General features: G+C 59.5%; 18 protein-coding genes. 16 read left to right on the top strand and 2 right to left on the bottom strand.

Translation table 11 applies throughout. From position 1 onward, the window contains the following. Positions 1 to 5 precede the first annotated feature (5 nt). The 11 genes from nagZ (at position 6) to AC33YF_RS06835 (ending at position 10155) form a co-directional block, all read left to right on the top strand. Positions 6 to 1055: a beta-N-acetylhexosaminidase gene (gene nagZ / locus AC33YF_RS06885; protein WP_491776461.1), complete on the top strand. Its 1050-nt coding sequence runs from the start codon at positions 6 to 8 to the stop codon at positions 1053 to 1055. 14 nt (positions 1056 to 1069) lie between these two features. Next, positions 1070 to 1885, top strand: coding sequence for a segregation and condensation protein A (locus AC33YF_RS06880; RefSeq protein ID WP_491776471.1), 816 nt, complete (start codon positions 1070 to 1072; stop codon positions 1883 to 1885). 409 nt (positions 1886 to 2294) lie between these two features. Then, positions 2295 to 3020 carry an SMC-Scp complex subunit ScpB gene (gene scpB / locus AC33YF_RS06875; RefSeq protein ID WP_491776470.1) on the top strand — a complete coding sequence of 242 codons (726 nt, stop codon included), beginning with the start codon at positions 2295 to 2297 and terminating at the stop codon, positions 3018 to 3020. Positions 3021 to 3097: 77 nt separating this feature from the next. Beyond that, a complete protein-coding gene (locus AC33YF_RS06870; protein WP_491776460.1) occupies positions 3098 to 4225 on the top strand; it encodes an ABC transporter ATP-binding protein in 1128 nt (375 codons plus the stop codon). Between the two features lie 125 nt (positions 4226 to 4350). Next, the gene (tatA, locus tag AC33YF_RS06865) at positions 4351 to 4578 is read left to right on the top strand and encodes a twin-arginine translocase TatA/TatE family subunit (RefSeq protein ID WP_491776459.1); all 228 of its coding nucleotides are present in this window, start codon (positions 4351 to 4353) and stop codon (positions 4576 to 4578) included. A gap of 62 nt (positions 4579 to 4640) precedes the next feature. Continuing rightward, on the top strand, positions 4641 to 5147 hold the full coding sequence (gene tatB / locus AC33YF_RS06860; RefSeq protein ID WP_491776458.1) for a Sec-independent protein translocase protein TatB: 507 nt from the start codon (positions 4641 to 4643) through the stop codon (positions 5145 to 5147). Then, entirely contained in the window at positions 5144 to 5938 is a 795-nt protein-coding gene (gene tatC, locus AC33YF_RS06855) for a twin-arginine translocase subunit TatC (protein WP_491776457.1), read from the top strand. Before tatB ends, tatC begins: the two co-directional genes overlap by 4 nt. 109 nt (positions 5939 to 6047) lie before the next feature. Next, complete coding sequence (gene serS / locus AC33YF_RS06850; RefSeq protein WP_491776456.1) at positions 6048 to 7343, top strand: serine--tRNA ligase; 1296 nt, start codon at positions 6048 to 6050, stop codon at positions 7341 to 7343. 47 nt (positions 7344 to 7390) lie between these two features. Beyond that, entirely contained in the window at positions 7391 to 8164 is a 774-nt protein-coding gene (surE, locus tag AC33YF_RS06845) for a 5'/3'-nucleotidase SurE (RefSeq protein WP_491776455.1), read from the top strand. Between the two features lie 98 nt (positions 8165 to 8262). Then, positions 8263 to 8910 (top strand): protein-L-isoaspartate(D-aspartate) O-methyltransferase, encoded by a 648-nt coding sequence (locus AC33YF_RS06840; RefSeq protein ID WP_491776469.1) that lies wholly within the window; start codon positions 8263 to 8265, stop codon positions 8908 to 8910. Positions 8911 to 9027: 117 nt separating this feature from the next. Further along, entirely contained in the window at positions 9028 to 10155 is a 1128-nt protein-coding gene (locus AC33YF_RS06835; RefSeq protein ID WP_491776454.1) for a peptidoglycan DD-metalloendopeptidase family protein, read from the top strand. Between the two features lie 18 nt (positions 10156 to 10173). Here the strand turns inward: AC33YF_RS06835 and AC33YF_RS06830 are convergent, their stop codons facing one another. Beyond that, the gene (locus AC33YF_RS06830) at positions 10174 to 11034 is read right to left on the bottom strand and encodes an ATP-binding protein (protein WP_491776453.1); all 861 of its coding nucleotides are present in this window, start codon (positions 11032 to 11034) and stop codon (positions 10174 to 10176) included. A gap of 137 nt (positions 11035 to 11171) precedes the next feature. On the opposite strand from AC33YF_RS06830, the gene yajC reads away from it, so the two are divergent. Genes yajC through AC33YF_RS06810 form a run of 4 tightly spaced genes read left to right on the top strand, consistent with a single transcriptional unit; the run spans position 11172 to position 15028 of the window. Beyond that, on the top strand, positions 11172 to 11519 hold the full coding sequence (gene yajC, locus AC33YF_RS06825) for a preprotein translocase subunit YajC (RefSeq protein WP_491776452.1): 348 nt from the start codon (positions 11172 to 11174) through the stop codon (positions 11517 to 11519). Positions 11520 to 11567: 48 nt separating this feature from the next. Beyond that, complete coding sequence (gene secD / locus AC33YF_RS06820) at positions 11568 to 13181, top strand: protein translocase subunit SecD (protein ID WP_491776451.1); 1614 nt, start codon at positions 11568 to 11570, stop codon at positions 13179 to 13181. Between the two features lie 11 nt (positions 13182 to 13192). Further along, positions 13193 to 14161 (top strand): protein translocase subunit SecF, encoded by a 969-nt coding sequence (gene secF, locus AC33YF_RS06815; RefSeq protein WP_491776450.1) that lies wholly within the window; start codon positions 13193 to 13195, stop codon positions 14159 to 14161. Positions 14162 to 14212: 51 nt separating this feature from the next. Further along, positions 14213 to 15028 (top strand): phytoene/squalene synthase family protein, encoded by an 816-nt coding sequence (locus AC33YF_RS06810; protein WP_491776449.1) that lies wholly within the window; start codon positions 14213 to 14215, stop codon positions 15026 to 15028. Between the two features lie 3 nt (positions 15029 to 15031). On the opposite strand, the gene trmFO is transcribed toward AC33YF_RS06810, so the two are convergent. Further along, the gene (gene trmFO, locus AC33YF_RS06805; RefSeq protein ID WP_491776448.1) at positions 15032 to 16459 is read right to left on the bottom strand and encodes a methylenetetrahydrofolate--tRNA-(uracil(54)-C(5))-methyltransferase (FADH(2)-oxidizing) TrmFO; all 1428 of its coding nucleotides are present in this window, start codon (positions 16457 to 16459) and stop codon (positions 15032 to 15034) included. Between the two features lie 242 nt (positions 16460 to 16701). On the opposite strand from trmFO, the gene AC33YF_RS06800 reads away from it, so the two are divergent. Beyond that, a complete protein-coding gene (locus tag AC33YF_RS06800; RefSeq protein WP_491776447.1) occupies positions 16702 to 17442 on the top strand; it encodes a hypothetical protein in 741 nt (246 codons plus the stop codon). Positions 17443 to 17502 lie beyond the last annotated feature (60 nt).

Genomic DNA, 17502 nt, shown 5'->3' with positions numbered 1-17502 from the left:
GGAGTATGGCATTCAAAGCATTCATCTCTGGCTGCGCATCGACAGCCCTAACGGCTGCCGAACGGGATCTCTTTGCGGCCGAGAGGCCGTGCGGTCTCATTCTCTTCAGACGCAACGTCGAAAACCCAGACCAGGTCCGCTCGCTCGCTGCGGATTTCAAGTCGGTCGTTGGGACTGAGCGCGTCCTTATCCTTGTCGATCAGGAGGGCGGACGGGTCCAGCGGCTTCGCGCCCCGCATTGGCGTGAAATGCCGCCTGCGCAGGTTTTTGGCGACCTCTACACCACGGATAAGGGAGCAGGGCAGCGCGCAGCTTTTGCGGCGGCACGCCTCATTGCGGCAGAGCTCCACGATCTCGGAATCAACGTGGACTGCACACCGTGTATCGACGTCCGGCAGATCGGTGCCCACGACATCATTGGCGATAGGGCCTTTTCCACAGATCCGGAGGCTGTCGCGGTTCTGGGGCGTGCTGTCATGAATGGGATGCTCGCCGGCGGCGTCTTGCCGGTAATCAAGCACGTCCCGGGTCATGGACGCGCCTTAGCCGATAGCCATAAGTCATTGCCACATATCGATGTTTCGCGCGATGCGCTGGACGATATCGACTTTCTGCCATTTCGGGAATTGCGGGATGCCCCCTTGGCTATGACCGCACATGTTCTCCTCCCTGCGTATGACGAGCAGAACCCAGCAACGCTGTCACCGGTTATAATGAAGGAATTGATTCGCGATCGATTGGGACTAACGGGTTTGATAATGACGGACGACATCTGCATGAAGGCGCTCTCTGGGACGCCCGGCGACCTCACGCGTGCAGTTGTTGAGGCGGGCTGCGACGTGGCCCTTCATTGCAGCGGAGACTTCGATGAGATGGCTGACGTCGCGGCTGCGGCGCCCGGCCTATCGGGCGAGTCGCTCGACCGGTTCGAGCGTGCTCTTGGTTGTCTCCACGATCCCGAACCTTTCGACGAGGCGGAGGCGCTTGCGGTTGTCCACGAGGCTGCGGCCGTGCGGGTGGCGAACGTCGGCGCCGATCCAACGGAGCCGGCATGACCGAGAACCGCGAAATGAATCAGACAGGAAGCAGCGGCGACGGGTCGGACACAGCCGACTGGGACAGCGCTGACGAGTTTGATCAAGACCAGGACGCAAGACTGCGCGTTGACGTCGAAGGGTTCGAAGGTCCGCTCGACTTGCTATTGGCGATGGCACGTACGCAGAAAGTGGACCTCGCAAAGATCTCAGTCCTCGCATTAGCGCAGCAATATCTCGAGTTCATCGAAGAGGCGAAGCGCCTGCGTCTCGAACTGGCAGCGGACTATCTCGTGATGGCCGCGTGGCTCACGTTTCTGAAGTCGAAGCTGCTTTTGCCGCCTGAGCCGTCGGATGAAGACGAGCCTTCCGGAGAGGAATTGGCGGCGATGCTCGCTTTCCGGCTTCAGCGCCTTGATGCCATGCGCGATGCCGCTGCGCAGTTGATGACCCGCAAACGCCTTGGTCGCGATGTGTTTCCCAGGGGAAAGCCAGAGCCCATTCGAGTAACGCGGACGAGCGTTTACGATGCGAACGTCTACGACTTGTTGAAGGCCTACGCACAACAGCGTCAACGGAATGCTGTACGGACGTTGCATATGGAGAAGCGGCCTGTTTGGTCACTTAAGGAAGCCCGCGACGAGCTGGAACGGCTCTTGGGCATGGCCTGCGAATGGGCGCCGCTTGACCAGATTTTAGCGGAATTTTTGGTGGAGCCCGAGATCCGACGCACAGCGCTGGCGTCGAGTTTCACGGCGACCCTGGAAATGACACGCGAGGGCGCAGTGGAGATCCGCCAGGCGAAATCGTTCGCGCCGCTTCTTGTCCGCCGCCGTGACGGAGCCGTATAGGGGGCGGCTCAACGAAATTGCTAGAGGTTGGGTAACAAGTATCGGCGTCGACGGAGATTGAAACTGCGAGGGGTATCCTATGCCGAAGCCCAAATTGTCGTCATCACGGTCCACGCGAAACAAGCGGGCGAACTCTGATAGGGGCCGGTCAAAGGATGAGACTCCTTCGATCGCGGAGGTCGTGGAGGGCATTTCGGACCTGGCGCAGAGCCTCAGTGAGGGTGAGGCAGCGCTTCAACAGCTCGATGAGGTTTTGAAGACAGTAGAGGGCGACCCCGCGAAGATGTCGCAGACAGAGGCGAAAAAGACGGTGACAACACAGGGCGCGGCGGCGCAAATGTCCGCAGAGCAGGCGGAGAAGGTGTTCGAGGTGACGGCAGACATCGAAGAGAAGGGCGCAGATGCGCCGATGCTGCCGCTGCCGTCAAACGTGATGGCGTTGCCGTCGGCCGACCGGAGAGAGAAACTTCGCGTCATTGAGGCGCTCCTGTTTGCCGCTAAAGAACCACTGAAGGAGAAAGAACTCGCGCTTCATTTCGGAGTGGAGGAAGACGTTAAGGCGCTCCTTGAGGAGTTGCAGGGACTTTACGCAGGGCGCGGCGTCAATCTCGTTCGCGTGGCCGGCAAATGGGCCTTCCGCACCGCGGATGATCTGTCCTACCTGCTGGAGCGCCAAGCGGTTGCGCAGCGGCGCCTGTCGCGCGCCGCACTCGAGACGTTGGCGATCATCGCCTACCACCAGCCGGTGACGCGTGCGGAAATTGAAGAAATCCGCGGGGTCTCAACATCGAAGGGAACGCTCGACGTTCTCTTAGAGACCACCTGGATCAAACCGAGAGGTCGTCGCCGCGCGCCTGGGCGTCCAGTGACCTACGGTACGACGGACCACTTTCTGGAGCATTTCGGCTTCGAGCAGATCCAAGACCTTCCAGGCTTGCGAGAACTAAAGGGCGCTGGCCTTTTGGATTCGAACTTGCCGCCAGGATTCTCCATGCCGAGCCCCGATGATGCCGCCGAGCTGCGCGAGGACGAGGACCCATTGGAGGACGCAGAACCAGACGAGCCTCTCGGCGCCAATGACGACGACGTGCTCGCGGCCAGCGACCCGGCTGGCCCAGAGCCGCAAAGCGACTAGGCAACCCTCCGCACCGTTGCTAATCGGGCTACTGCGAGGCGTTGCATCTCGGCCTACGCTTCGCGTAGACCATTCTGATGTCCAACGTTTTCAAGGCGCGCGCAGCCAGCACCGCAAATGGCCGACTTCGTGCCGGGCGTGGGAAAGCCGCCGTGACTTTCGCGGCTCACCTAAAGGTCGATCACGTCTCCCGGAGCTATGACACGGCCTTCGCGCTCAATGACGTGTCGCTTGAAGTGGAGCCCAGCAAGGTCCTCTGTTTGCTTGGACCGTCGGGCTGCGGGAAAACAACCCTGCTGCGCGTTATTGCTGGTGTAGAAGCCCCGAGCAGTGGCGCCATTTTCCTGGACGACCAGGAGGTTGCGGGCCCCAATCGCTTCGTGCCGCCAGAGAAGCGTGGCGTGGGTCTCATGTTCCAAGACTTTGCGCTGTTTCCGCATCTCACGATCTTGGACAATGTGGCATTCGGCCTGCACTCACTGAGCAAGCAGGAGGCGAGAGAGGAAGCGCGCGCGGCCCTAAAGCGTGTTGGGCTTGCCCGTTACGAGGGCGATTACCCGCATATCTTATCCGGCGGCCAGCAGCAGCGCGTTGCGCTTGCCCGCGCCATCGCCCCGCGTCCGGGCGTTATTCTGATGGATGAGCCGTTCTCCGGTCTTGACGCGCAGTTGCGTGAGAGCATGCGCGAAGAGACCCTGGCCATTATTCGGGAGTCGCGAGCGACTTGCATTGTTGTCACGCACGACCCGGAGGAAGCCATGCGAATGGGCGATGTCATCGCGCTGATGCGCGAGGGGCGGGTTGTTCAGATAGGTTCCGCACCAGAACTGTACCGCTCGCCGAAGGACATTTTCACGGCGAGGACCTTCTCGGAGCTAAATGAGCTTGAAGTGTGTGTTCAAGGTGGGCAGGCGAGGACACCTCTTGGTACGTTCGGAGCCGAAAATTTTGCGGACGGCACCAGTGTCATCGTCTGTGTGCGCCAGGGCGGCATCCGGCTTTTGAAGCCGGAGCAAGGCACCCCAGGCCGCGTACTGGACACACGATTCTTAGGGGATGTGGGGCTTCTGGAAATTGCGGTAAGCGAGATTGAGACGCCCATTCTCGTCCGCGTTCGCGATGCGGACATGCCTCGACGCGGAGACGAGGTTGGCGTTGGAGTCGACGAAGGCGCGGTGCTGATCTTCGCGGCTGGTGAAGACTAAGGCTTAGATGCACGGCAGATGGGAGCTCGCTTGCGGGCTCGGTGTTTTTGCTGCCATAGTGCGGTCAAATCGTTGAAACGCTTGACATGATCTCCCCGTGTGGAGGTCGGCCATGGAGGTCAACTATGGGACCAAGTTGGTGGCAAATCGCAATTGTCATATTGCTGTTCGTTCTCCTTTTCGGGCGGGGCAAGATCTCCGACCTGATGGGCGACGTGGCGAAGGGCATCAAGAGCTTCAAGTCCGGCCTCGAGGACGAAGACAAGGAAGTCGCGGATGCAAAGGTGATCCAACAGGAGGCCACCGTTCCGCCAGCGAAGTCGCACGAGCCTGAGAAGCAGAAATCGAGCTAGGCGCCGCGCTTCCGCGAGGCCGGCCCGGTCCGCTAGAGCCCCTAAGCGCCTCTCCAAAGCCCATGCTGGACATTGGTTGGTCGGAACTTTTGGTACTTGCCATCGTGGCGATCGTAGTGGTCGGCCCGAAGGATCTGCCCAAGCTGATGCGCACGGTCGGCTTCTATGCCGGGAAGGGACGCCGCATGGCTGCGGACTTTCGGCGTCAGTTCCACGAGGTTGTCGCAGAGAGCGAAGCAGAAGAGGTTCGAAAAAACCTGGAGGCCATCAAGGCGAATATGGGCCGGGCGCCGGACCTGAACCAGCCAATCGGCAAACCTCTGATGACGGGACCTTCCGCCCCGGCAGAAAACAATTTGGTCGCGCCGCCGCAGGCCACTAGCGAGGAGCCCTCGTTGCCTGAGCCACAGAGCGACACTCCGGCAAAGCCAGCTGCAAACAAGAAAACAGCTGGCGAGAAGAACGCCGCCAAAAAGGCGGGGGAGAAGAAGCGGGCACCCGCAAAAACGAAGCGGCGCGCAGTCAAGCGACCTGCGACGGTACCTGAAGACGGCGAGCCGAAGCCGTGAGCGATGACGACGATATCAATGAGAGCAAGGCCCCGCTCATCGATCATCTGATCGAATTGAGACGGCGCCTTCTCTGGGCGTTGGCGGCGACCTTCGTGGCGTTCATCGTTTGCTTCTGGTTCGCTAAGCCCATCTACAGTCTCTTGCTGTGGCCGTATCGCTGGGCAGCCGGCGTGGATGCCCCGATCGAGCTGATCTATACGGCACCACAAGAGTTCTTCTTCACCCAAGTGAAGCTGGCCCTCTTCGGGGCCGTCTTTTTTGCCTTCCCGGTGATCGCCTCGCAGCTCTATATGTTTGTGGCGCCGGGCCTTTATCGCAGCGAGCGCAAGGCATTCCTGCCGTTTCTTATCTTGACGCCCATCTTGTTTTTGATCGGGGCGGCGCTCGTCTATTTTGTGGCTATGCCGCTCGCCATGACGTTCTTCCTGTCCATGCAAGAGACGGGTGAGGACGGGGTGCAAATTCTCCTGACCGCCAAGGTCAGCGAGTATCTTTCTCTCATTATGATGCTGATCATTGGATTCGGCATTTGCTTTCAGCTGCCGGTGCTGCTCACGCTGCTGGCGCGCGCTGGCCTCGTTAGCTCTGACACGCTGAAATACTACCGCCGCCACGCTATTCTGGGTGTGTTCGTTGTGGCTGCGGTCCTGACGCCTCCAGATCCCGTTAGTCAGGTGGCCTTGGCGCTGCCCACACTGTTGCTCTACGAGGTTTCGATCTATGCCGTACGCATGGTCGAAAAGAAGCGGGCGGCAGCGGAGGCGCCATCGGCCGCACCCTCCACATAGGCCCGCGAGGGCCCAGCACTAACCTATAAGTCTGGCTGACAAGGCCGGATTCGGGGCTTATACGAGGGCGGCAGACAGACCCCGCCGACCACCCGAAAGAGATTTCACCGTGCTTGACGTCAAATGGATACGCGAAAACCCCGACGCCTTCGTCGCTGGGCTTGAGAAGCGCAACTTCGAGCGCGCGCCCGCCGAAGTCTTGAATCAGATCCTCACCTTGGATTCGCAACGCCGCGAAACGATTCAGCAATTGCAGGAAAAGCAGGCCTACGCCAACACGACCTCAAAGGCGATTGGACTAGCGATCGGCGCTGGCGACCGCTCGAAAGCCGACGCCCTTAAGGAGAAGGTGGCGGGTCTCAAAGAAACGATCCAGCGAGACGAAGAGAATGAGCGTGCCTGGGACCAGGCCCTGCGCGATCTCCTCGCGGGTATCCCCAATATGCCGGCGGACGACGTCCCAGTCGGGCCTGACGAGGACGCTAATGTGGAACTTCGCAAAGTCGGTGACATCCCAACCTTCAACTTCGAACCCAAGCAGCATTTCGAACTCGGTGAGGCGCTAGGCCTTATGGACTTCGAGACGGCGGCTAAACTGTCGGGTTCGCGCTTTGTGGTGCTGACGGGAGCTCTTGCCCGGCTCGAGCGGGCGTTGAGCCAATTTATGCTCGACCTCCATACGTCCGAACACGACTACACTGAAGTGAACCCGCCGCTGCTCGTGCGCGACGACACTATGTTTGGCACTGCGCAACTGCCGAAGTTCGAAGAGGATCAGTTTCCTGCAGGACAGGGATATTGGCTCATCCCCACCGCCGAAGTGCCGCTGACAAATTTGGTGCGAGACTCAATCCAAGACGAGGCCGACCTTCCAATGCGCGTGACGGCGGGTACGGCGTGTTTCCGTGCCGAAGCCGGTGCCGCGGGTCGCGATACGCGCGGCATGATCCGCCAGCATCAATTCACAAAAGTGGAGCTGGTCTCGATCACGACGCCCGAACAGTCCGCCGAAGAACACGAGCGCATGACGGCTTCCGCCGAGTCCGTGCTGCGGAAGCTCGGGCTGCCGTATCGTGTCGTTGTGTTGTCGACCGGTGACATGGGCTTCTCAGCGCAGAAGACCTATGACATCGAGGTATGGTTGCCAGGGCAGGGGATGTATCGCGAAATTTCGTCGTGCTCGGTCTGCAGCGATTTCCAGGCTCGCCGCATGGGCGCGCGCTATCGCCCGGCTGACTCGAAAACCCCACGCCTGGTGCATACGTTGAATGGCTCTGGTGTGGCGGTGGGCCGCGCTCTCATCGCCGTTATGGAGAACTACCAAGACGCTGATGGCGGCATCCGGGTGCCAGACGTCCTTCATCCTTACATGGGCGGGCTCGCCAAAATTATGCCGTCCGCCTGATTCAAACACCCAGCAAATTTCTTGAAGACCCCGAAACGACCCGAAGAATGCGCATTCTGATCACCAACGACGATGGTATCGAAGCCGCCGGTCTCGACGTGCTGGAAAAGATCGCGACGGACTTGACAGACGACGTTTGGGTTGTGGCGCCAGAGACGGATAACAGCGGCGCCTCTCACTCATTGACCCTCGCGGAGCCGTTGCGGATGCGCGAGCTCGGCAAGCGCCGCTACGCCGTCAAAGGGACCCCGACAGACTGCGTGATCATGGGCGTGCGCTATCTTCTCAAGGATGAGCCCCCAGACCTTGTGCTGTCGGGTGTCAATCGAGGTCAGAACCTGGCCGACGATGTGAACTACTCCGGAACCGTTGCCGGGGCTATTGAGGGGTCGCTTCTCGGCGTGCCGTCCATCGCTATGAGCCAGGCACTCAACAACTACGATATCGGTATTCCGCCATGGGACACGCCCATGGTTCACGGCGCAGAACTTGTACGGAAGCTTTTGGCTGCCGGTTGGCCGAAAGGGACGGTCATAAACGTGAACTTCCCCGACTGCCATCCCGATCAGGTGAAGGGCGTAGCCGCTACGGTGCAGGGACTCCGCGATACGGAGCTGCTCGATATCGACGATCGTATGGATACGCGCGGGAAGGCCTACTACTGGATCGGCATCGCCAAACGCGGGCCCAACCCGCCCAAAGGTTCCGACCTGTGGGCCGTGCGCTCCAATCTGATCTCCGTGACCCCGCTGTGCCTCGATTTTACCGATCGCGGGGCGCTCGAAGACCTGGCTTCCGTCCTGGAAGAAGAGGATAATTAGTCCTAGCGCTGCCGTTCTACTCCCTGTTCGGTAATGTCAGAATCGGCCGATAATGTACTTCCAAGACGGTTGGGGTGACACGGACCCTGGTAGCGGGCATGGAAAGTCAGGAAGCGCAAAATCAGATTGGGCTCATCATGCAGCTTCGACGGCGCGGCATTCGCGACGCAAACGTATTGCGTGCGATGGAGCGCATCCCGCGCGAGGTGTTTGTGGACGATGCGTTCTCGGAGCACGCCTACCAAGATATTGCGCTGCCCATCGATTGCGGACAAACAATTTCCCAGCCTTACGTCGTCGCATACATGACGGAGAAATTGGACCTCAAACCGACCCACAAGGTGCTCGAGATCGGGACGGGGTCAGGGTACCAGGCCGCGATCCTCTCGCAGCTTTGCCGGCGGGTTTATTCAATCGAACGCTGGCGCGAGCTTCAGAAGGCGGCCGAGGCGCGCCTCGCCAAGCTCAAGATTACCAATGTCACGACGATCATTGGCGATGGATGGTTGGGCTGGCCCCCCCAAGCGCCCTTTGACCGCATCATCGTAACCGCCGCGGGGCTCGATGCGCCTGCCGCCTTGCTCGATCAGCTCAAGGACGGTGGACGCATGATTATTCCCCTTGGAGAGACGCGCGATACGCAGCACCTCGTTCAGATCGACAAAACCCCGGAAGGGCTCGTCGAGACGCCGCTTTTGCCAGTCCGATTTGTGCCACTCGTCCATGGCCGGGTGAAACGAGATTGAAACGAAACGGCCTTTCGCAGTGCAACTTTCTGACCGTGCCGCGCTGCGCCTTAAACCCTTGTTTACTGCCGGCGCGCTTAACTAGGCCCATCGAGTATTGCGTGGGGGCCAGCGATTATGCGCGTGGCAGTTGGACCGGTTTCCATCCGGGGATTTTCGTGCGCCATTTTGGCATTGGGGGCGGCGCTTGCCGCTGCAGGCTGTAGCGACGACTCTACGCGTTTCAATTATCCGTTGCTGGGCATGGGCGACTCCGGAGCGGCCGACCCCTCAACCACCGCATCGTTGCCGCCCAGCGGCGGATACGGCTCAGCTGCGCCGCAAACCGCGACTCGGACGGCTTCGTATCAGCCGCCACAGGATCAGTACTATAATTCGCAACCAGCGCCGGCTGCGCCCGCTCAAGCCGTCAGCTATGCGTCGGGTCCACGCGTCACGGTGCAACAGGGCGATACGCTGAGCAGCTTGTCGCAGCAATACAGTGTCCCAATTGGAACGATCCAAGCGGCGAACAACCTGGCCGACGCACGTCTGAGACCGGGACAGGTTCTTGTGATGCCGGGTGCAGACATGGCTGCGCCAACGCGGACCGCTGTGCTCACGCCGACCGTGCCCTCGGCGCCGCCGGCAGCTGCTGCGCCAGTGCCTGTGCAAACCACTCAACCGTCCAACGTTCCCGCCATTCCCGCGATGCCGGAGATGCCGGCACCGCGCAAGGTCACAACGACGACCGTCGCCGCGCCTCCAGAAGGCACTGCATCGCAGCGGAGTCAAAGCTCGTCGAACGCCGCTGACGCTACTGCCGGCGTAACGAGCAACGGCCAACTTCCAACGCCTGAGCCGCTTTCAGGAAACAGCTTCCGCTGGCCCGTCAAAGGACCCATTATCTCCGGGTTCGGGACAATGCCCGATGGTGGGCACAATGACGGCGTCGACATTTCGGTACCTCGGGGCACGCCGGTGAAAGCGGCGGAGAATGGCGTCGTGGCTTATGCGGGCAACGAGCTGAAGGGCTATGGGAACCTGGTGCTGGTGCGCCACGCCAACAATTGGGTGTCGGCATATGCCAACAATGAGCGTGTTCTTGTGAAGCGTGGTGACAAGGTCTCGCGTGGACAGGTCATCGCTAAGGCCGGAACTAGCGGATCTGTCACGGAACCTCAGGTTCACTTCGAGCTGCGTAAGGGCTCACGCCCTGTCGATCCGACCAAGTATATGAGCAGCATGTCGGCCCAAGCCGACTAATCAGACCGCGCCCTGCAGTCAGTGGATTGATTTGCCAAGCCGACCTGCCAGGTCTTGAGTAAACTGCCAGGCGACTCGTCCCGAACGGCTACCACGCGTTGCCGCCCATTCAAGAGCTGATCCTTCAATGTCAGATTGAGACGCGTTCAGTCCATAATGGTTCGCGTAACCGCGAACCATGGCGAGATAGTCGTCCTGACTGCATTGGTGAAAGCCAATCCAAAGACCAAACCTGTCGGACAAGGAAACCTTCTCTTCCACAGCTTCAGCTGGATTGATCGCCGTTGAGGTTTCATTTTCGATCATCTCGCGTGGCATCAAGTGACGGCGGTTCGATGTGGCGTAGAGCACGGCGTTTTGGGGGCGCCCTTCAATACCGCCTTCGAGCACCGCCTTGAGCGATTTGTAGGAATTATCGACCGCTTCGAAGGAAAGGTCGTCACAGAAGAGAATGAAGCGATCGTTCGGCGCAGTCCGCAAACGGCTGAGGACTCGGGGGAGGGCTGCGATGTCCTCGCGGTGGATCTCAATCAGCTTTAGTCGAGGATGACCCTCGCATAGGGCTGAATGGGTTGCTTTGATTAGGGAACTCTTGCCCATGCCGCGCGCACCCCATAGAAGTGCGTTATTCGCCGGCAGTCCTCGCGCGAAGCGCTCAGTATTAGCCAACAACACGTCTTTGTTGCGGTCAACGCCCTTGAGGAGCGGTAGAGGCACACAGTTGACCACAGGTACGGGCATAAAGCTGGCTGTTTCGGCCTGAAACAGGAAAGCGCTTGCCGAGGAGAAGTCCGGGGTCGCGGCCTCAGGCGGTCCGAGCCGCTCCAGCCCACGCGCAATCCGCTCCAAAACGCGCGAAATGGGTTCCAGAAAGTTCATCAGGGCCCCGTTGCAAAGGCGTGCAGGCACAGTATAGTCGCGCAGAATTGCGCTGGAGCCGTTTCGCACCAATGAATGTGAGACACGCCAAATCGGCCAATTCCGGCAATCCTTAAGCCAACCGGGAGAGACGAGCAATGGATGGTTTTGCCTACGCGCAAGCAGGTGGAGGCGGTATGGAGGCACTCAATAGCCTGCTCATCCCGACCATTCTGATCATCGGCATCATGTATTTTCTGATGATCCGGCCTCAACAAAAGCGGATGAAAGAACATCGCGCGATGATCGAGGCAATCCGCCGGGGCGATACGGTGGTGACGTCCGGTGGTATCATTGGCAAGGTAACGAAGGCCGACGATAGTGAACTACATGTCGAAGTGGCCGACGGCGTTCGGATTAAGGTCCTTCGAACATCAATCTCTGAAGTGCGGGGCAAGGGCGACACCGCGGCTTCGGCGAAGACTGAGTCGAAGGCGGCCGAGTAGAGGCTAATTCGAAGAACCGTCGACTGATCGGGAGTTTCAAATCCGGTAATGCTGCATTTCCAAAGGTGGAAGGTGATACTCGTCGGCGCGATCGTGTTCGCCGGTTTTGTCTTCGCAGCACCTAACCTATTTCCATCCTCGGCTTTGCAAGGACTGCCCAGCTGGGTTCCACATAAGCAGGTTAATCTTGGGCTGGACTTGCAAGGCGGCGCGCACTTGCTCTACCGCATCGACGAAACGGAGCTCGTCGACGATTGGCTTGGCACAATCCGGGGCGACGTGCGTGAAACCTTGCGCGGCAACCGTATTGGGTATCTGGACCTCAACCAAAACCTTGCGGCGCGCTCGGTCTCCGTTCGCATACGAAAGCCGGAGGATGTTGAAAAGGCATTTGCGGATTTGAAAGAGCTCGCGGTGCCTGTGGGCAGTGATGTGTTCGGCGGCTTCTCCGGCAACGATATCGAGGTCACCCGGAGTGGTGACAAGATCACGCTGACAGCCACGGAAGTTGGATTGAATGAACGCATTAGTTCTGCGATCCAGGCTTCAATTGAGACCATCCGTCGCCGCGTGGATGCCTTCGGCACAACGGAACCGAGCATCCAGCGGGAGGGCCGGGATCGCATTCTCGTCCAAGTCCCGGGTGTCTCGGATGTGCAGCGACTAAAGGGTTTGATCGGCGAAACGGGTAAGCTTGAGTTCAAGATGGTTGACGCTTCGGCCAATGCAGCGGAAGTCGCCATCAGTAAGAAGCTCCCTCCTGGCACCGAGCTTCTGTATTCGGAAGATGAGCCACCCATTCCCTACGTGTTGAAGGACCGCGTGTTGGTTAGCGGCGAGAGCCTCGTCGACTCTCAGCCGGGCTTCGACGCACGCAATGGTGAGCCCGTTGTTAATTTCCGTTTCGACGCGACCGGCGCCAAGCGGTTCGGCCGCGCAACGCAAGACAATGTAGGGCTACCCTTCGCCATTATTCTCGACAACAAGGTGATCTCGGCTCCGGTCATTCGTGAACCCATCTTGGGCGGCTCGGGGCAGATCAGCGGCAACTTCACTGTCCAGGAGGCGAACGACCTTGCAGTGCTCCTGCGTTCCGGCGCGCTTCCGGCCAAGCTCAGCGTGATCGAGGAACGCTCCGTTGGCGCAAGCCTCGGCGCCGACTCTATCGACAGCGGTCAGAAAGCGGCCATCGCAGGTATGATCCTCGTGGTCTTGTTCATGTTTGCCGCCTACGGACTATTTGGCATATTTGCCAACATCGCCCTGCTCGTGAATGTTGCACTAATCTTTGCGGTGCTGTCGCTTATGGGAGCGACACTGACGCTACCGGGCATCGCCGGCATCGTGCTCGTTATTGGTATCGCCGTGGATGCGAATGTGCTCATCAATGAGCGTATCCGTGAAGAGATCAGGGCAGGTAAGTCACCCATCGCTGCCGTCGACTCCGGCTATTCGCGCGCGCTCATCGCGATCATCGACTCGAACGTTACGACGCTGATCGCAGTGCTTGTGCTGTTCTGGCTCGGCTCCGGTCCTATCCGAGGCTTTGCCGTCACGCTGACAATCGGTGTGCTTGCCTCGATGTTCACTGCCGTGACTGTTACGCGCATGTTGGTTGCTGGATGGCTGCGATGGAAGCGGCCCAAAGAACTCCCGCTTTAGAGGAATTGCGCATGTTTCGCGGCATCAAATTCGTTCCGTCGGATACAAAAATCGACTTTGTTAGCCAACGCGTCATCTCGTGGTTCGTCTCCGCCTTTCTGACGGTCGTGCCCCTCGTGCTGGTCGCCACAATCGGTCTCAACATGGGTATCGATTTCCAAGGCGGAACGCTGATCGAGATTAAGACCAAAGAGAACCCAGCCCAGCTGGCGGAGATTCGAGGAAAGATAAGCGACCTTGGTCTTGGAGAAGTTCAGATCCAAGAGTTTGGCGAGCCTGATGAGGTGCTAATCCGGATCGCTTCACAACCGACCGAGGAAGAGCAACAGGCCTCTATTGCTAAGGTCAAAGAGGCGCTTGGAGATAGCGTCGAATATCGGCGCACCGAGATTGTGGGACCAACGATTTCGTCCGAGTTGATCGCAGGGGGTACGCTGGCGGTCGTGGTGGCGATGATCGGCATCATGATCTATGTGTGGTTCCGCTTCGAATGGCAGTTCGCTGTGGCCGCGGTTGCTTCACTGGTTCATGACGTTACGGCCACTATTGGCCTCTACGCTGTCATGCAGCTTGAGTTTAACGTCTCGAGTATCGCCGCGATCCTCACAATTATCGGCTACTCCCTGAACGATAAGGTCGTGATCTTCGACCGGATCCGGGAAAACCTGAGGAAGTACAAGCGTATGCCGCTGGTCGAACTCCTTGATCGTTCGATCAACGAGATGCTGTCGCGTGCCATTCTGACTCACGTCACGACACTGCTTGCTATGATGCCGTTTCTCTTCTTCGGCGGCGAAGCGATCTATGGCTTCGCGATCGCAATGTGCTTCGGCATTATTGTCGGCGCGTACTCTTCGATCTTTGTCGCTTCGCCGATGCAGCTCATTCTTGGCGTGCAACGGGAAGCCTGGTCCGGAAGCACGAGTTCAGCCAAAAGTACCGCAGGTAAGGGTAAGGCAGAGGCGGCAGCCCGAGCGTGAGTTTGAGGTCATGCCGTGAACGAACGGGAGCGAGCGGCGACTGTCCAGCGGATGGCCCGCAAAGCAGACCTTGATCGCGCGATCGCCGCGCTCTTTGCTCCAACAGCGGTCCGCCATGATCTCTTCGCACTCTTTGCCCTGAACGGGGAACTGGCCCGTATCGCAGACCAGGTGAGCGAGCCCGGACTCGGGGAGATCCGGCTCCAATGGTGGCGCGATGCTCTTGAGCGCGCAGAAGCGGGGGAGACAACAGGTCACCCCGTCGCCGACGCCTTCGGAGACTTGCTAGCGCGCCGCGATCTCTCTCGAGAGCGTATCGCGGGGTTGATCGATGCGCGCAGTTTCGATATTGGCGAGACCGTCATGCCCGACAGCCGCACTTTGGACGCTTACCTCTTCGATACGACCGGTGGCCTCTTTGCTCTGGCAGCGGAGATTGTGGGCGCCGAAGGGGAAAACCAGGGGATCATTGCGCAAGCGGCTGGGCGGGCCTATGGGCTGGTGCGGGTTATGCGAAGCCTGCCGATTCTCGCGGCAAAAGGGCGAACGTACTTGGCCGCTGATGCGTTAGAAGCTGTGGGCACGACCCCAGCGGATATCTTTTCCGGTGAGGTCAAACCGGGACTCAAGACACTTCTCGCCGGTATGCGTGAGGAGGCGCGCTCAGCGCTTGAGGAAGCAAGGTTCCACCTTTACGGCCAGGGCATGAAAGGCACCGGGCTCGACGAGGCGGGACAGACGGCATATCTGCCGCTCGCATTGGTCGAACCCTATCTCACCGCGCTTGCCAAGGTTGAAGATCCGCTGCATGACATCGCGCGCATCAACCCGCTTTATCGTCTTTGGCGTCTCGTGCGCGCGAAGTAGACATCATTCTGCGGCGACGGAATGCTTCGAGCCCAGCCAATCGTCCAAGTCTGTGAGTGCGCGGGCTGACATGGCCGTCTTACGCGCGAGCGCCTTGGTCCAACGCCGTCCGTCTGGGCGCGGCTCCGGATGCTTCGGTCGGCGCTCGACCGTAACCGGCGGGAACAGACCGAAGTTCACATTCATAGGCTGAAAACTGCGGCTGCTGCTGCCTTCGATGCTCAAATGTCCGCCCGTAATATGCGCCAGCAGCGCGCCAAGCGCTGTCGTTGGCGGGGGTGCTGACGTGGCCCGCCCCACCCATTCGGCCGCCGCGAAGCGGCCAGCGATAAGCCCTATAGCGGCAGACTCCACATAGCCCTCAACACCGGTAACTTGGCCGGCGAATCTGAGGCGTGGCTGTGCCTTAAGCCGTAGGGTCTCATCCAGCAGTATTGGGCTGTTGAGGAACGTGTTGCGGTGGAGACCGCCCAGGCGCGCAAACTCCGCGTTCTCAAGCCCTGGGATCATACGAAAAACGCGGACTTGCTCGGCGTACTTAAGCTTGGTCTGAAAGCCGACCATGTTCCAAAGCGTGCCCAGCGCATTGTCTTGGCGCAGCTGGATGACCGCATAGGGCTTCTCATCGGGCCGATGAGCGTTCGTCAATCCAACTGGCTTCAACGGACCGTAGCGCAGCGTGTCACGGCCCCGCTCGGCCATGACCTCGATCGGCAGACAGCCCTCGAAATACGGCGTCTTCTCAAAGTCCTTGAACGCCGTTTTTTCGCCGGCGAGGAGCGCGTTGATGAAGGCGTCGTACTGCGCTTGATTGAGAGGGCAGTTGATGTAGTCCGCACCCGTTCCGCCGGGACCGACTTTGTCGTATCGGGATTGCCGCCAGCACACCGACATGTCGATGGCCTCAAGGTGCACGATCGGGGCAATGGCATCGAAGAAGGCAAGCTCCTCTTCGCCGGTTAGGGCGCCGATCTCCTCTGCTAGAGCCGGGGAAGTCAAAGGTCCTGTGGCGACGATCACGCTGCGCCAGTCTCCCGGAGGCAAACCAGCGACTTCCCCGCGGGCGATCTGGACGAGTGTGTGCGCCTCAAGCGCCGCGGTGACCCTAGCGGAGAACAGGTCGCGATCCACAGCGAGCGCACCGCCTGCGGGCAGTTTGTGGGCATCCGCTGACGCCATGACGAGCGATCCGCAACGGCGCATCTCCTCATGGAGAAGCCCAACGGCATTCGTCTCCGCATCGTCTGAGCGAAAAGAGTTGGAGCAGACGAGTTCGGCGAGACCATCCGTTTTGTGGGCTTCCGTCCCGCGCTCGGGTCTCATTTCGTGGAGGATTACCGGAACGCCCGCCTTCGCGAGTTGCCAGGCGGCTTCGCTGCCCGCAAGGCCGCCGCCAACTACATGTACTGGGTCTCTCGAAGACGTCGTCATGTCCTTAGCTAGGCTGGCCAACTGGGCCATTTCAAGCAACTTTCGAACAAAATGCTGGGAAGTCTCAGCTGGCGCGGGGTTTGCGGCCCTTCAAGCAATTCGACTGACCTGGTGAAGTGCCGGTCAACCTTATTTCCCGGACTTCCTTGCTTGTCCGTTCGTGGCAGCCCAGGGTGCGGTAAGTCAACGCCGCAGCCCTCGGTGCGAGGGTAATTAGCTTCGTTTGGAGACCCTTTATCACCATGTCATCGGTTAACGTCGTTTGGAGAGGCAACTGCCGCGGCTTAGAGGCGCGTGCACGCCTCTTGGAGTATTTGCAGCAGCTGGCTCACCTTAGTGAGAGCTATTTGCGGCCGGGCGAACGTCCACATCTTACAGTGGTCAGGGAGAGGCAAGACCCGCCACGTGCCAATATCGAAATGGTCGATGAGATCCGCCAAGGCGGGGTCGGCGTTTCCACAGACATTACTGCTCATCCAGAGATGCTGCTTGCGCGGGCCCGCGAGGCCGGTCTTCCGGTGCGCGCTGCAGGAGAAGGTAAATCCCTCGTCCTTCTTGATGAGGTGCGCCTGCGCGGCATCGACTTTCAGCTATTCGATCCGCGTGGTCTGTACCCTGAAAACGACCGGATGAGCTTTGTGTTTATTGAATCCCCCGAACACCACTTCATCGACGGCCGCCTTGTAAGAGTCTCCGGAACGGATCGCGCAACGTTGTTGTCGTGTCCCAGTCTTCAATTGAAGTCGTATCTGGAGGATTGGACCGACTGTCTATTTTCCTGGATCCGCTTTTTCCTAATGGGCGACCTGTGGTGGCGCCGCTACGAAGAACTGCAAGGCTATTGTGACTATCGCGGTGTTTTCGAAGCGATACAAACAACGCATGGCGGCGCCGAAGCGGAAATCGCGACATTCGATGCGGTGATTTCCACGTTCATGCAGCATGCCGAACACTGGCGGTACGAGGTGCAGCGTACGGCCTAGACAGCGGCCGCGCTAAAAGCGTCCTTCGTCAGGAATATTGAGCGTTTCTCCGCACGCTTT

Source organism: Methyloceanibacter sp., from assembly GCF_058506495.1.
Note: the sequence above shows the minus strand (reverse complement) of the source record. Positions and strands in the feature narration are given on the sequence as shown.